This is a genomic window from Caballeronia sp. J97, assembly GCF_905220305.1.
Taxonomy (GTDB): domain Bacteria; phylum Pseudomonadota; class Gammaproteobacteria; order Burkholderiales; family Burkholderiaceae; genus Caballeronia.
Genome location: NZ_CAJMZL010000013.1, coordinates 125,690 through 140,938, shown reverse-complemented (window position 1 = coordinate 140,938; position 15,249 = coordinate 125,690). Strand labels below are relative to the sequence as shown.

13 protein-coding genes are annotated in these 15,249 nt (G+C 60.9%); all 13 read right to left on the bottom strand.

Annotation, left to right across the window (positions count from 1 at the left end; genetic code table 11):
• Positions 1 to 29: 29 nt before the first annotated feature.
• Positions 30 to 575: an ATP synthase subunit I gene (locus U4Y90_RS18500; RefSeq protein ID WP_415749380.1), complete on the bottom strand. Its 546-nt coding sequence runs from the start codon at positions 573 to 575 to the stop codon at positions 30 to 32.
• 211 nt (positions 576 to 786) lie between these two features.
• Positions 787 to 1,923, bottom strand: a complete 1,137-nt coding sequence (locus U4Y90_RS18495; protein ID WP_321796637.1) for an SLC13 family permease — start codon at positions 1,921 to 1,923, stop codon at positions 787 to 789.
• A gap of 12 nt (positions 1,924 to 1,935) precedes the next feature.
• Complete coding sequence (locus tag U4Y90_RS18490; RefSeq protein ID WP_321796636.1) at positions 1,936 to 2,838, bottom strand: ParB/RepB/Spo0J family partition protein; 903 nt, start codon at positions 2,836 to 2,838, stop codon at positions 1,936 to 1,938.
• 45 nt (positions 2,839 to 2,883) lie between these two features.
• Entirely contained in the window at positions 2,884 to 3,663 is a 780-nt protein-coding gene (locus U4Y90_RS18485) for an AAA family ATPase (protein WP_321796635.1), read from the bottom strand.
• Positions 3,664 to 3,740: 77 nt separating this feature from the next.
• Complete coding sequence (gene rsmG / locus U4Y90_RS18480; RefSeq protein WP_321796634.1) at positions 3,741 to 4,406, bottom strand: 16S rRNA (guanine(527)-N(7))-methyltransferase RsmG; 666 nt, start codon at positions 4,404 to 4,406, stop codon at positions 3,741 to 3,743.
• Complete coding sequence (mnmG, locus tag U4Y90_RS18475) at positions 4,403 to 6,367, bottom strand: tRNA uridine-5-carboxymethylaminomethyl(34) synthesis enzyme MnmG (protein ID WP_321796633.1); 1,965 nt, start codon at positions 6,365 to 6,367, stop codon at positions 4,403 to 4,405. Before mnmG ends, rsmG begins: the two co-directional genes overlap by 4 nt.
• 157 nt (positions 6,368 to 6,524) lie before the next feature.
• Complete coding sequence (locus U4Y90_RS18470) at positions 6,525 to 7,292, bottom strand: ABC transporter ATP-binding protein (protein ID WP_321796711.1); 768 nt, start codon at positions 7,290 to 7,292, stop codon at positions 6,525 to 6,527.
• The gene (locus tag U4Y90_RS18465) at positions 7,292 to 9,076 is read right to left on the bottom strand and encodes a branched-chain amino acid ABC transporter ATP-binding protein/permease (protein WP_321796632.1); all 1,785 of its coding nucleotides are present in this window, start codon (positions 9,074 to 9,076) and stop codon (positions 7,292 to 7,294) included. The genes U4Y90_RS18470 and U4Y90_RS18465 overlap by 1 nt, the downstream gene beginning before the upstream one ends.
• Positions 9,077 to 9,080: 4 nt before the next feature.
• Positions 9,081 to 10,136 carry a branched-chain amino acid ABC transporter permease gene (locus U4Y90_RS18460; RefSeq protein ID WP_321796630.1) on the bottom strand — a complete coding sequence of 352 codons (1,056 nt, stop codon included), beginning with the start codon at positions 10,134 to 10,136 and terminating at the stop codon, positions 9,081 to 9,083.
• Positions 10,137 to 10,240: 104 nt separating this feature from the next.
• Positions 10,241 to 11,413, bottom strand: a complete 1,173-nt coding sequence (locus tag U4Y90_RS18455; RefSeq protein WP_321796629.1) for an ABC transporter substrate-binding protein — start codon at positions 11,411 to 11,413, stop codon at positions 10,241 to 10,243.
• A 277-nt stretch (positions 11,414 to 11,690) separates the two neighbouring features.
• On the bottom strand, positions 11,691 to 12,857 hold the full coding sequence (locus U4Y90_RS18450) for an ABC transporter substrate-binding protein (protein ID WP_321796627.1): 1,167 nt from the start codon (positions 12,855 to 12,857) through the stop codon (positions 11,691 to 11,693).
• Between the two features lie 519 nt (positions 12,858 to 13,376).
• Entirely contained in the window at positions 13,377 to 14,348 is a 972-nt protein-coding gene (locus tag U4Y90_RS18445; RefSeq protein ID WP_321796709.1) for a branched-chain amino acid ABC transporter permease, read from the bottom strand.
• Positions 14,348 to 15,232, bottom strand: coding sequence for a branched-chain amino acid ABC transporter permease (locus tag U4Y90_RS18440; RefSeq protein ID WP_321796625.1), 885 nt, complete (start codon positions 15,230 to 15,232; stop codon positions 14,348 to 14,350). Before U4Y90_RS18440 ends, U4Y90_RS18445 begins: the two co-directional genes overlap by 1 nt.
• Positions 15,233 to 15,249: the final 17 nt, after the last annotated feature.

Here is a 15,249-nt window from a genome sequence, read left to right as displayed (position 1 = left end):
CAGGCACTTACCTGGGACGTCAAGAATCGTCACCGTAGCGCCATTGCAATCCAGTAAGTCTTGAGCGCGACGATGTACGTGACGAGCAGCGGCAACCACAACGCGCTCTTGTACCAGTACGCGATCGCCACGAACATGGCGATCGTCGCTCCCATCTTGAGCGCCTCGCCGATCATCCAGCTCATGATCGTCTCCGCGCCGCTCTTCGACTTCAGGCGCGCGGCGAACAAAGCGCTCGGCACCCAGCAGATTGCTCCCCCCAGAAATGCGGACAGCGCAGCATCGCCCGGCGGCTTGTAGAACAGCCACCACAACAGCGTCGCACCCAGGGACAAAACCATTTGCGCTGCCACCACCTTAAACGGCGTGACACGCGATGGACGACTCACCTCGGGCCCAAACAGCTTCTGTGCCTGATCCCGCGTGAGCGGAACGATATTGTTATCTTGCGCTTCGGCATCCCACGAGTCGCTCGACGAACTGCGCGGCTGATTTCCGGAGGCTTTTGCATCGCCGGTTGCGTGAGCGTCCGGCGCTCGATTTTCCTCTCGCACCGTCTTCAAACCTTCAACCAAAAGTCCGGGGAAATCACCTTGCGCTTTCGCTGCGCTTTCGAGGTGGCCTTGCTGATAAATCCGGGCGATTGTAAGCGATTGTTGTCACGGATTCAATAGTTTAGGTGTGTCAAAAGCCAAGCAGACGAACCTTAAAAAACGGTCTCAAAAGCGAGACTTTTCTTGCAATTGCAAGGAGATTTTCAGTCGCTTTCAAAGCATCCGCCGAGCGTCAAATGAGCGCCCAACCGATGACCATTGCCACGATCCAGAATGGTATCGACACCATGTGAAATGGCATCCACATACCCTTTTCACCCGACAGACGCACGGCGATGAGATTCGCCAGCGAACCGATCGCGATGCCGAAACCACCGACGCTGACACCGAACGTGAGCGCGCGCCAGTCCTTGGAGAATTCCGCGAGCACGATCGCAGCGGGGACGTTGCTGATCGCCTGGGAAAGCACTGCGCCCGCCGCGTACGCGCGCACCGGCGTCTCGATACCGATATGCGCGATGCCGGCGTGGATCGACGGCAATGCGGCCGCGCTACGCAACACGATGAACATCAACACGAAGATGAGCAGCAGGAGCCAGTCGATCTTGAAGACGACCTCGCGACGCCACAACAGGAAGGCAACCGCGAGGACGGCGAGCGCGGGTCCGGGATGATGCGCGTCGGCGAGCGCGACGAACGCGGCGAATGCGAGCACGCTCACGCCGCACAGCACGCCATCGACGCGATGCTCTTCGACATCGCCGGACAGATCGAGCGGGTCGGCGCGGAACATCGCGAACGTGACGACGCCGAGCAGCGCCATCAGCGCGCCGCAGAGCGGCAGCATCGCCCACACGAACGCAGGGAAGCCGACGCCGCCCGTCTGCCATAAAAAGAGGTTCTGGGGATTGCCCAGCGGCGTGAGAATCGAGCCCGCGTTGACCGAGAGCGCGATCACGATAATGAGCCGCTTGATCGGCAAGGGCGCGAGCTTGTGCAGCGACAAGGCGAGCGGCACGACGGCGAAGAGCGCGACGTCGTTGGTCAGCACCGTCGAGAGGCCCGCGGCAAGCGCCACGAGCAGGAGCGCGAGGGTGCGCTCGCCATGAATGCGATGCACGAGCCGATGCGCGGCCCACATTAGGAATCCTGATAATTCGATCGCCTTTGTCAGGATCAGGAGTCCGGCGAGCGTGAACACCGTTTGCCAGTCGACGAGGCCCGGCAGCGACGTCCACTGACGAGGATGCGCGATCTGCAGCGCGACGAGCGCGACGACGAGGATCGCGAGAACCGGCTCTTTCGAGGCGGCTCTCCAGACACGCGAGCGTAAGTCGGAACGTGCGCGCTTGACGTTGAATTCAGACAAGATGGGTGCGAATCAGGCCGACGGTACCGGCGTTTCGATGCTGCCTCGCAGCTTCGTCAGAATGCCCTCGAGCGAGTCGAGGTTGCCGAAATCGATCGTGACTTTACCGCGCCCTCTGCCGCCCAGCTTGATCTTGACGTTCGCCGAGAGCAGGTCCGACAGCTCTTCTTCCAGCCGGCGCGTATCACGCCCGCCGTCATTTGCGGCGCGTGCTTTTGTCGCAGGCGCTTCCTTCGTCGTCGCCGCGACAAGGCGCTCGGTTTCGCGCACCGACAATCGCCGGTTGACGACGTGGTTGGCGAGCTGGATCTGGGTGGCCGCATCGACGGCGAGCAGCGCTCGCGCATGGCCCATGTCGAGATCGCCCGCAAGCAGCATCGTTTGAACGGGCGTCGCGAGATTCAAGAGACGTAGCAGGTTCGAGACCGCGCTGCGCGAGCGTCCGACCGACTCGGCCGCCTGCTCGTGCGTGAAGCTGAATTCGTCGAGCAAGCGCTGGATGCCCTGCGCCTCTTCCAGCGGGTTCAGATCCTCGCGCTGGATATTTTCGATCAGCGCCATCGCCGCGGCGGCTTGATCTGGCACGTTTTTTACGAGAACTGGGACTTCATCGAGACCGGCAAGGCGCGCCGCGCGGAAACGTCGCTCGCCCGCAATGATTTCATAGTGCTCGTTGCCGACGGAGCGCACGAGAATCGGCTGCATCAGGCCTTGCGCGCGGATGCTTGCCGCGAGCTCCTGAAGCGCCCCCTCGTCCATACGCGTCCGCGGCTGATATTTGCCGGCCTGCAGTTTATCCAGCGGCAACACAGAGGGCGTGCCCTCACCGCGTACCGCTTCCGTAATGTCGACGCTGCCGCCGAGCAATGCATCCAGGCCTCGGCCCAAACCCTTTTTTTTCATCACAGCGCTCATTTCGGTTCCTCCATCGGCGTTCCCGGCCGCTTCGAATGGGTTTGCTTAATTGATGTCGAGCGTGCGCAGACGCTCGATCATTTCCGTGCCGAACTGGATATACGCCTGGGCGCCGCGCGACGACTTGTCGAACACGACACCGGGCAATCCGTAACTCGGCGCCTCGGCAAGACGCACATTACGCGGGATCACGACATCGAACAGCTTGCTGCCGAAGTGTTCCTTCAATTGATCCGACACTTGTTGTTGCAGCGTGATTCGGGGATCGAACATGACGCGCAGAAGGCCGATGACCTTCAGGTCACGATTCAAGTTCGCATGAACTTGCTTGATCGTGTTCACGAGGTCGGACAAACCTTCCAGAGCGAAGTATTCGCACTGCATCGGAATCACGACGCCATGCGCTGCGCATAACGCGTTGAGCGTCAGCAACGAGAGCGCTGGGGGGCAATCGATCAGCACGAAGTCATAGTCATCGACTACCTCGGCAATCGCGGCGCGAAGAATACGCTCGCGATTCTCCATCTCCACCAGTTCGACTTCGGCGCCCGCGAGTTCGCGGTTGGCCGGCAGCACGTCGTAGCCGACCGCCTCCGGTCGGGTGCGCGCCTCGCTCAGCGTGACGCCATCGACGAGTACCTCATAGACGGTGTTCTCGCAGGCCGCTTTGTCGACGCCGCTGCCCATCGTCGCATTGCCCTGCGGATCCAGATCGATCAACAACACACGCTGCCCGAGCCCGGCTAGGCTCGCTGCGAGATTGACCGCTGTCGTGGTCTTTCCAACGCCGCCCTTCTGATTTGCGACGCAGAAGATTTTTGCCATCGTTTAGTGTCCTCGTTTCTTCGCTGTCAGAAGATCAGCGTGCCTGGAATGCCGAATAGAAACCGTCCGTCGGACCGTCATGTCGGCTCGACGGCAATCTCGACGAGATGCCGCTCTGCATCGAGCATGGGCACATTCAGACGTTCGATGCTGAGCACCGTGGCGCCCGCCGGCACGCGTGCGGCTTCGGCGTCGGGCTTCACACCCTTCATCGCCAGAATCCGCCCATTGTCCGCAACCAGGTGACGCGAAAGTGTAACGAAATCGGAGAGCTCTGCGAATGCGCGCGACACGATTACATCGAATTTTTCTGGCACTTCGATGCCCGGACATAAACTTTCAACACGCCCCGTCACCACCGACAGATTATTCAGACCTAACTGCACCTTAGCCTGTGACTGAAAAGCCGTTTTCTTGTGAACAATATCGTTCAACGTGACACGCAGATCCGGCAATGCGATCGCCAGCACGATGCCGGGCAGCCCGCCTCCCGAGCCGACATCCAGCGCCGTGGCCGGCTTACGCGCGGAAACTGCCGGCACAATCGTAAGGGAGTCGAGAATGTGCTGGATCATCATCTGCTGCGGATCACGGATCGCCGTCAGGTTATAGACGGAATTCCATTTGCCGAGCAGTGCGACGTAATCGAGCAGCTTTTGACTTTGCGACGAGGACAGCGCAAGGCCGAGTTCGGCGACGCCCTTCTCGAGCGTCGTCGACAAGGATGGATTGCGCTCCGTCATTGAACCACCGATGTATTACCAGCGGCTGTATCGTCGCCCGGTGAATTTCGGCCACGACGACCCGCGCCGCGCTTCAGATGAACCATCAGCAGCGAAATTGCGGCCGGTGTGATGCCGGAGATTCGCGACGCCTGCCCGATCGTCTCAGGCCGATGCTGAACCAGCTTTTGCCGGGCTTCAAAGGACAGACCGCGAACCTCGTTATAGTCGAGACCTTCAGGCAAGCGCGTATTTTCCTGCGCACCGTTCCGCACGATTTCGTCCGCCTGGCGATCGATGTAGCCCTGATACTTCACACCGATTTCAATTTGCTCCTTGATCTGGGCCAGCAGCACCGGATCGTCCGCGAGCGACGACTCAGGACCGCACGCGCCGTCACGAAGTGCGCAGATTCCGTCGTACAAGACGCCCGGACGACGTAAAAGATCTGCGAGACTGTATTCATGGTCGATCGGCTTGCCAAGCAAAGCGGTCGCCTCTTCCGCCGGCAAGATCTTCGGGTTGACCCACGTCGAGCGAAGGCGCTGTGTTTCACGTGAAACAGCATCGCGCTTGCGGCTGAAAACGTCCCAGCGAATGTCATCGACGACGCCCAGTTCGCGGCCCACTTCCGTCAAACGCATGTCAGCGTTGTCTTCCCGTAGCGACAGGCGATACTCCGCGCGACTCGTGAACATCCGGTACGGTTCCGAGACGCCACGCGTCACGAGATCATCGACAAGGACGCCAAGATACGCCTGGTCGCGACGGGGCGACCACGCGTCTTTCCCTTGCACTTGCAGACCGGCATTGATTCCCGCCAGCAAGCCCTGCGCGGCCGCTTCTTCATAGCCGGTCGTCCCGTTGATCTGCCCTGCGAAGAACAAACCGTCGATCGCCTTGGTCTCGAGCGATGCCTTCAACGCGCGCGGATCGAAGTAGTCGTATTCGATCGCGTAGCCCGGCCGAAGAATATGCGCGTGCTCCAGACCGCGCATCGAGCGGACGAGATCAAGCTGGACGTCGAACGGAAGGCTAGTGGAAATGCCGTTCGGATAAAACTCGTTCGTGGTCAGGCCTTCCGGCTCCAGGAAGATTTGATGTGCGTCCTTGGAGGCAAACCGATGAATCTTGTCTTCGATCGACGGGCAATACCGAGGTCCCACCCCCTCGATCACGCCCGTGTACATCGGCGAGCGATCGAGCCCGGAGCGGATGATGTCATGCGTCTGCGCGTTCGTATGCGTGACCCAGCATGGCATCTGACGCGGATGCTGCTCAACGTGGCCGAGAAACGAGAAAACCGGAATCGGATCGAGATCGCCCGGCTGTTCTTCGAGCTTCGAAAAATCGATGGTGCGGCCGTCGATACGCGGCGGCGTACCGGTTTTGAGGCGGCCTTGAGGCAGCTTCAACTCCTTCAGGCGTGCCGAAAGCGACACCGCTGCCGGATCGCCCGCGCGACCCCCAACGTAGTTATTAAGCCCGACGTGAATCTTGCCATCGAGGAAGGTGCCAGCGGTCAGCACGACAGCGCGAGAGCGAAAGCGGAGCCCAACTTGTGTAACAGCGCCGACGACGCGATCGCCTTCGACCATCAAATCGTCCACGGCTTGCTGGAACAGCCACAAATTCGACTGATTCTCGAGCCGATGACGGATCGCCTGCTTGTACAGAAGACGGTCCGCCTGCGCACGGGTTGCACGCACGGCCGGTCCCTTCGACGAGTTTAGAATACGGAATTGAATTCCCGACTCATCTGTAGCTGCGGCCATTGCCCCGCCGAGAGCATCGACTTCTTTGACGAGATGGCCCTTGCCGATTCCGCCGATCGACGGATTGCAGCTCATCTGGCCCAGCGTTTCGATGTTATGAGTCAAAAGCAGCGTTTTGCAGCCCATACGGGCCGACGCGAGCGCCGCCTCCGTGCCCGCGTGACCGCCGCCAACGACGATCACATCAAATTCTGTGGGATAAAGCATCGGAGATCTCGTGTGCGAATGACACGAACCTGAAGAGGAGATAGCTTTGAATTATAACGGTTTCTTCTCGCCCCCGAATTCGACCGATTGGCCAATGGCGAAAAAAATGGCGTGTTTCACGTGAAACACGCCATCTGAAATCCCTGCAATCGTTGGGTTATGCGATCTTCTTCGTCAGACCAAGATAGGTTTCGATGACCTGTGGATCGTGCTGAAGTGCGTCCGCGTTGCCTTCGAGTGCGAATTCGCCCGTTTCCAGGACGTAACCGTAATCGGAGATCTGAAGCGCGGCGCGCGCATTCTGTTCGATCAGCAGTGTGGCAACGCCCGTCTGACGCAGCGCGCTGATGATGTGAAAAATCTCCTTCACGATTAGTGGTGCGAGCCCGAGGCTTGGCTCATCGAGCATAAGAAGCTGTGGCTTTCCCATCAACGCACGGCCCACGGCCAACATCTGCCGCTCTCCACCCGACAACGTTCCGGCCGCCTGCTTGCGTCGCTCCTTCAGGCGCGGAAACAGCGCAAACACATGATCGAGTTGATCGAGGTAATCCCGCTCGCCTGCCTTCTTGCGTCGATAAGCCCCGAGCACGAGGTTGTCCTCCACCGCCATCGTCGCGAACAATTCGCGCTTCTCCGGGACGAGGCACATTCCACGTGACACGCGACGCTCGATCGCCAGCGCCGATACATCCTCGCCGAGATAGCGCACGACGCCCTTCGCATGACCCGTTTGCGGCAACGCGCCCATGATCGCGTTGAGCAAGGTGGACTTCCCTGCGCCGTTCGGCCCGATCACCGAGACGATCTGCCCTGCGCCGACAGTGAGCTTTCCGTCGTGTAACGCTTCGACCTTGCCGTAGCGAACCGACAAGCCATCCACCTGCAGAATCGGATTTCCGATTACATTCGATTCCTTCACCATCATTCCACCCCGCCAAGATAGGCTTCGAGCACCGCCGGATTCTTCTGCACATCCGTCGGCAATCCTTCCGCGATCTTCGTGCCAAACTCCATCACCACGAGTCGATCCGTGAGATTCATCACGAAGTCCATGTCGTGCTCGACCAGAAGGATGCTCATGCCTTCAGCGCGCAGCTTTCGCAGCAGATCGGCAAGCTGCAGCTTCTCCTGATAACGCAAGCCTGCGGCCGGTTCGTCGAGCAACAGCAGCGTTGGATCGCAACAAAGCGCCCGCGCGATCTCAAGAATCCGCTGCTGGCCTAGCGCGAGGCTGCCGGCTTCGCTGTAAATATGTTTCTCCAGCCCGACCCGCTTGATCTGCTTTGCAGCCTCGGCCATCAATCGCGCTTCCTCTGCCGCATTCAAACGCACGACACTGCGCCAGACGCCCGTGTTGCCACGCAGATGCGCACCAATCGCGACGTTCTCTAGAACAGTCATCCCGGGAAGCATCTTGACGTGCTGAAACGTCCGTCCGATGCCGCGCTTGACGATCTCACGCGAAGTCAGCTTCTCGATGCGTTCACCGTGAAAACTGATCGCACCGCTAGTCGCTTGAAGCACGCCCGTTACGAGATTGAAGGTCGTGGATTTCCCTGCGCCGTTCGGTCCGATCAAACCGATGATCTCGCCCGCCTTCACCTCGAAACTCACATCGTTGACTGCGACGAGTCCACCGAATTGCTTCCGCGCCTTTTCGACGACCAGCAATCGTTCTCCCGCCTCCGGCTTGCTGCGCTGCGGCAAAGAATCGCCATGCTCCGGTACGTGCGCGCGCGGCCCGCGAGGAAAAATGCGCGCGACGAAAGGCCAAACTCCTTGCCGGGCATATTGCAACAGCAGCACCATCACGACGCCGAATACGATGATCTCAAAATTGCCGTTCGCACCGATCAGCTTGGGCAGCAGCGTCTGCAGATAGTCTTGCAGAACGGTGAGGATCGTCGCGCCAAGAATCGCACCCCACACGTGCGAGACACCTCCAACCACCGCCATGAACAGGAACTCGATGCCGTGATTCAACCCGAACGGCGTCGGATTCACCGCACGTTGCAGGTGGGCGTACAAAAAGCCGGAAATGGCCGCCAGAACGGCTGCATAGACGAAAATGACCACGCGCATCCAGGCGGTATTGACGCCCATTGCTTCCGCCATCGTGCCGCCGCCACGCAGCGCGCGAATCGCCCGGCCCGGCCGACTATTAAGCAAATTCTGAACGGAGATCACCGCCAGCAGCACGACGACCCAGATCAGGTAGTAAATGCTGCGTCCCGATTCGAGCTCCCAACCGAACACGCTGAGTACCGGAATGCCGTTGATGCCGTCGTACTTGCCGAGCAACTCCATATTTCCGAACAGATAGAACAGCGAGAGTCCCCACGCGATCGTTCCGAGCGGCAGAAAGTGCCCGGACAGGCGCATCGTGATGAGGCCGAGCAGCAGCGCGATAAACGCCGTCAGCACGACGCCCGCGATCAACGCGAGCCACGGCGAGACACCGTAGCGCGTCGTCAGAAACGCAGTCGCATATGCGCCCACGCCGACGAACGCGGCCTGTCCGAAGCTCGTCATCCCGCCGATGCCAGTCAGCAGCACCAGCCCGATCGCGACGATCGAATAAAGCCCGATGTAGTTGAGCAACGTGATCCAGTACTCGGGCACGGCGACCGGACCGGGCAGGATCGGCAGCGCGAAGACGATGACCAGAAACACCCAGAAAAATCGATATCGATGCAGGAATTTCATCGGCTTACTCCTCGTCCTCATCCGAATGCGGGCTCGCCAGGCTTCGCCACAGCAGGACCGGAATAATCAAAGTGAAAACGATCACCTCCTTGTACGCGCTCGCCCAGAACGACGAATACGATTCGAGCAAGCCAACCAGCAGCGACCCCGCCGCCGCCAACGGATAGCTCACCAGACCGCCGACGATGGCGCCCACGAAACCCTTCAGGCCGATCAGGAAGCCCGAGTCGTAATAGATCGTCGTGATGGGCGCCACGAGCACGCCGCAGAGCGCGCCGAGGCCGGCCGCGAGCGTGAACGCGAGACGCCCTGCCTGCGTCGTGCCGATGCCCACCAGCCGCGCGCCCAACCGATTCACCGAGGTCGCGCGCAACGCCTTGCCGGAGATCGAGCGATCGAAGTAGAAGTAGAGCGCGACGATCAGCACGACAGCCGTGCCGACGACCCACAAGCTCTGCCCAGAGATCGACACGCTGCCGAGATTGAACGTGGCGTCGGAGAAGGCCGTCGTGCGCGACCCCTCCGCGCCGAACATCACGAGCCCGAGACCGACCATCGCGAAGTGCACGGCCACCGCGACGATCAGCAGCAACAGCGTGCTCGCCTCCGCGATCGGCTCATACGCGAGGCGGTAGACGTACGGCCCCATCGGCACGACGATCAGCAGCGTCAGCGCGATCTGCGCGATCATCGGCAGAGGTTGCGCAGAGACCGCCTGGGTGATCGCCCAGACTGCGACGGGAAACAGCAGATACTTGCCCGCCAGCACGGCGAGCGCACGTCCGACCTGATGATATCGCGCAGGATGCCGTACGATGCCGGCGAGTTCGGCGACGAAGCAGCCTACGCCCATCGCGATCAGCAGATAGCAGGTGGCCGGCAGCTTCTGCGTTTGCAGCGCAGCCAGCGTAAGCGCGCCGTACGCGACGAACTCGCCCTGCGGAATGAAAATGACGCGTGTAACGGAGAACACGAGCACCAGAGCCAGTGCGAGCAAAGCGTAGATCGCACCCGTGGTGATCCCGTCCTGCGCGAGGATCGCCGCAATCGATAAGTCCATACTTCCTCTTCGAAGCTTCTGTGAAACATGGGCAAACGGCGCGCCGTTGCCGGTGCGCCGTCTGTCTTGAAAATAGAAAACGAAAACGCGCGTTCGGGCGACGCTCAGTCGTTCAGCAGCTTCCACTTGCCGTCGACGATCTGCACCATCACGCGCGCGCGATTGTCGAAGCCGTTGTGGTCGGTCGGCGTCATGTTCATGATCCCGTGCGACACCGGCAGATCCTTCAGGTTTTCCAGCGCGGCGCGCAGCGCTTCGCGGAATTCCGGCGTGCCCGGCTGACCCTTCTTCAGCGCTTCGGGAATCGCGCGCTGAAGCATCTGGCCGGCATCCCACGCATGGCCGCCGAACGTCGACAGCGAGCCCGCGCCGTACGCTTTCTCATAGGCCTCCTTGTAGGCTGCCGACGACTTCTTCACCGGATTGCTTTCCGGCAGTTGCTCGGTCACGAGCACCGGACCCGCGGGAAGGATCTCGCCCTCGCAATCCTTGCCGCACACGCGCAGGAAGTCGTTGTTGGCGACGCCGTGCGTCTGATAGACCTTGCCCTTGTAGCCGCGCTCCTTCAACGCCTTCGCCGGCAGCGCCGACGGCGTGCCCGCGCCCGCGATCAGCACCGCATCCGGGTTCGCGCCCATCGTTTTCAGCACCTGCCCTGTCACGGACGTGTCCGTGCGGTTATAGCGTTCGTTCGTGACGATCTTCAGCTTGTGCGCCGCGGCCGCCGTATTGAACACGTTGTACCAGCCGTCGCCATAGGCATCCGCGAAGCCGATGAAGCCCACGGTCTTCACGCCGTGCTTCTCCATGTAGCTCGCGATCGCATCGGCCATGAGCGCGTCGTTCTGCGGCGTCTTGAAGACCCACGCCTTCTTGGCGTCCATCGGCGAGATGATCGCGGCCGATGCGGCCATCGAGATCATCGGCGTCTTGCCCGCGGCGGCCGGATCGATCATCGCGAGCGAGTTCGGCGTCACCGTGGAGCCGACGATTGCATCGACATGATCCTCGTCGATCAGCTTGCGCGTGTTCTGCACGGCGCGGCTCGTGTCGGAACCGTCATCGAGCACGATCCATTCGACCGACTTCCCGCCGATTTCCTTCGGCAACAGCGCGACGGTATTTTTCTCCGGAATGCCGAGCGATGCGGCCGGCCCCGTCGCCGAGAGCGTCACGCCGATCTTCACTTGCGCGAACGCCGCGCCCGCCCCTGCAAACACGCTGCCCGCGATGGCGAGCGCGATGCCCGTCTTGATCCATGCCTTCTTCGTTTTCATTGCTTGTCTCCAAACGCGACTTGCTGAGACGCACCTGTGCGGTGCGCTGCTGCGAGTTGTTATCGATGCTGCTTCCCTGGGCTAGCCAAAGAGCCGCCCCAATCTATTTACCGCGTCACTGCGTGCCAAGGCTCGTTTTCCCTGACCGTTGCGCCGCCGCGAGCAGGGCTTCGCGCCCTCTTCTTCGCTACGGATTTCTACTGCACGGCGCAGAAAAAAAGGCGCGTTGTCTTGCTAACGCGCCTTTGTTTTCCGAATCAACTCATAAGCGATTGCGTCAGTTGCCCGAGAGCTTCCACTTGCCGCCGACGATCTCCACCATCACGCGCGCGCGCTGGTCCAGTCCGGAGTGATCGTTGGGGCTCATGTTGAAGATGCCATGCGACGCAGGCAGATTCTTCGTCTCTTCGATGGCCGCGCGCAGTGCTTCGCGAAACGCCGGCGTGCCCGGCTGCCCCTTCTTCAACGCGACCGGAATCGCGCGCTGCAGGATGAGCCCCGCGTCCCACGCATGACCGCCGAAGGTCGACACCGAGCCGGCGCCGTACGCGCCTTCGTAGGCCTTCTTGTACGTGAGCGCAGCCTGCTTCACCGGATTGCTGTCGGGCAACTGCTCCGCGACGAGCAGCGGACCCGCGGGCAGGAACGTGCCGTCGCAATCCTTGCCGCACACGCGCAGGAAGTCGTTGTTGGCGACGCCGTGCGTCTGATAGATCTTGCCCTTGTAACCCCGCTCCTTGAGCGTCTTCTGCGGCAGCGCCGCCGGCGTGCCCGCGCCCGCGATCAGCACCGCGTCAGCGTTCTGCGACATCATCTTGAGCACCTGGCCCGTCACCGACGCGTCGTTGCGCGCGAAGCGCTCGTTGGCGACGACCTTCAGCTTCGCGAGATCGGCCGCCTTCGAAAATTCCTTGAACCAGCTCTCGCCGTAAGCATCGGAGAAGCCGATGAACGCGACCGTCTTCACACCGTGATTCGACATGTGCTGCGCGATCGCCGTAGCCATCAGGATGTCGTTTTGCGGCGTCTTGAAGACCCACGCGCGCTTGCCGTCCATTGGCTCGACGATGCTCGCGGCGGCGGCCATCGAGATCATCGGCGTATGCGTTTCCGCGGCGATGTCGATCATCGCGAGCGAATTGGGTACGACGGTGGAGCCGACGAGCGCATCGACGTGATCTTCGCTCGTCAGCTTGCGCGCGTTCTTCACGGCCTGAGTGGAATCGGTGGCGTCGTCGAGGACGATGTATTCCACCTTCTGCCCCGCGACTTCCTTGGGCAACAACGCGACCGTGTTCTTTTCCGGAATGCCGAGCGACGCCGCCGGGCCCGTCGCCGAAAGCGTCACGCCGATTTTCACGTCTGCCGAAGCCTGATTGCTGAATACCGCCGATAATGCCGCGACGGCCATTGCGACCGCCTTACCGCGTAAAGCCAACTTCATCGATTTGCGCCCCGTAAATCGTGTTTCTGCTTAAAGAATTGCTTGCGACTAATCCGTGATTCGCGTTTGACTGAATCGCCGACCAGCGGGTCGGGAAATGCAGTTTAGCGGACGAAAGTATCGTGCAGCAAGCATTTTGAAGGGTTTTGGGCGCGCCTCAGCGTTGTTTTTTCAGCGTTTTTGCAGCGCTGCCGCGCGAGTCCCGAAACTCTCGGGAAAACCCCGCCTATAATGCCGTCGAATATTTATTCGTATTATCGACAGGCAAATAAAAAAGCGCTGTTGGAATCATCCAACAGCGCTTTTCGGTCGGGCACTTCGTGCCTCATGTCTCCTCGTTCTCCACCTCAAAAAATCTGGGTGCAACAGAACTAGGACGCATGTTAAAGAACGAAACATTGCGCGACAACCTAGCATTTACCCTAGTGGTGCACAAAAGCACCTCAACGGGGCGTATTTCTTGCAATACAGCGGCGATCTTCCACAAGCCGATTCGTTGGCAACGCCAACTAAATCGCATCACCCTTGCAGCGGCCGGACCCGCGCGACGATCTCGCCAACGATCCCGCGACGGAAAACCAGCACGCAAGCGATGAAGATGAGACCCGTCACGATCGTCACCGATTCGCCCAGCGAGTTGAACCACGACACGCCCGTTATCCGCGCGATGCCCGCACCGATGTCGCCGAGCCGGTCTTCGAGCGCAACGATGATCGCCGCGCCGAGCAGCGGCCCGAACATCGTGCTCATGCCGCCGACGAGCGTCATCAGGACGACGAGGCCGGACATCGTCCAGTGGGCGTCGCCGAGCGTCTCGAAGCCGAGCACGAGCGTCTTCATCGCACCCGCGAAGCCGGCGAGACCCGCCGAGAGCACGAACGCGAGCAGCTTGTAGCGCGATGTGTCGTAGCCCAGGGAGATCGCGCGCGGCTCGTTCTCCTTGATCGCGATCAGCACTTGTCCGAACGGCGAATGCACGATGCGCACGATCAGCGCGAACGCAAGCAGCATCACGACGAGCACGACGTAGTAGAGCGTGATGTCGTTGCCGAGATCGACCACGTTGAACATCTTGCCGCGCGGCACGCCCTGCAGGCCGTCTTCGCCGTGCGTGAACGGCGCCTGGAGAAAGACGAAGTACACCATCTGCGCAAGCGCGAGGGTGACCATCGCGAAGTAGATGCCCTGCCGGCGAATCGCGATCAGACCGGCGACCAGGCCGAGCAGCGTCGCCGCCGCCGTGCCCGCGATCACGCCGAGTTCCGGCGTGAAGTTGAGCGTCTGGATCGCATAGCCGGTGATGTAGCCCGCGGACGCGAGGAACATCGCGTGCCCGAACGACAGCAATCCCGTATAGCCGATCAGCAGATTGAACGCGGCCGCGAAGAGCGCGAAGCACAGCACCTTCATCATGAACAGCGGATATACGCCGACGAACGGCGCCACGATCAGGCCGATGAGCAACAGGCCGTAGAGCGCTTTTCTCTGCATCATTTTTCCTTGCCGAAGAGTCCTGCCGGGCGAATCATCAATACGATCGCCATGATGACGAAGACGACCGTCGCGGACGCTTCCGGATAGAACACGCGCGTGAAGCCTTCGATCACGCCGAGCAGCAGGCCCGTGAGAATCGAGCCCATGATCGAACCCATGCCGCCGATCACGACCACCGCGAACACGGTGATGATCATCGACTGGCCCATCAGCGGCGACACCTGGATCACCGGCGCCGCGAGCACGCCCGCGAACGCCGCGAGCGCGACACCGAAGCCGTAGGTGAGCGTGATCATCATCGGCACGTTGATGCCGAACGCCTCGACGAGCTTCGGGTTCTCGGTGCCCGCGCGCAGGTAGGCGCCGACGCGCGTCTTCTCGATCACGAACCACGTCGCGAAGCACACGACCAGCGACGCGACGACCACCCAGGCGCGATAGTTCGGCAGGAACATGAAGCCGAGATTGGTCGCGCCCGACAGCAGCGACGGCACGTCGTAAGGCTGCCCCGACGAACCGTAGACGGAGCGGAACACGCCTTCCACCACGAGCGTGAGGCCGAAGGTGAGCAACAGCCCGTAGAGATGATCGAGCTTGTAGAGCCAGCGCAGCATCGAGCGCTCGACGAGCACCCCGAACACGCCGACGATGACCGGCGCGAGCACGAGCATCGCCCAGTACGGGATGTTGAGATAGGAGTAGCCCATCCACGCGAGCATCGCGCCCAGCATGAAGAGCGCACCGTGCGCGAAATTGATGACGTTGAGCAGGCCGAAGATCACCGCGAGCCCGAGGCTCAGGATCGCGTAGAACGAGCCGTTCACCAGCCCGAGCAGCAGCTGGCTCATCATTGCGGCGAGTGGAATGCCGAATATTTCCATTGAACCTGCCGTCAGAA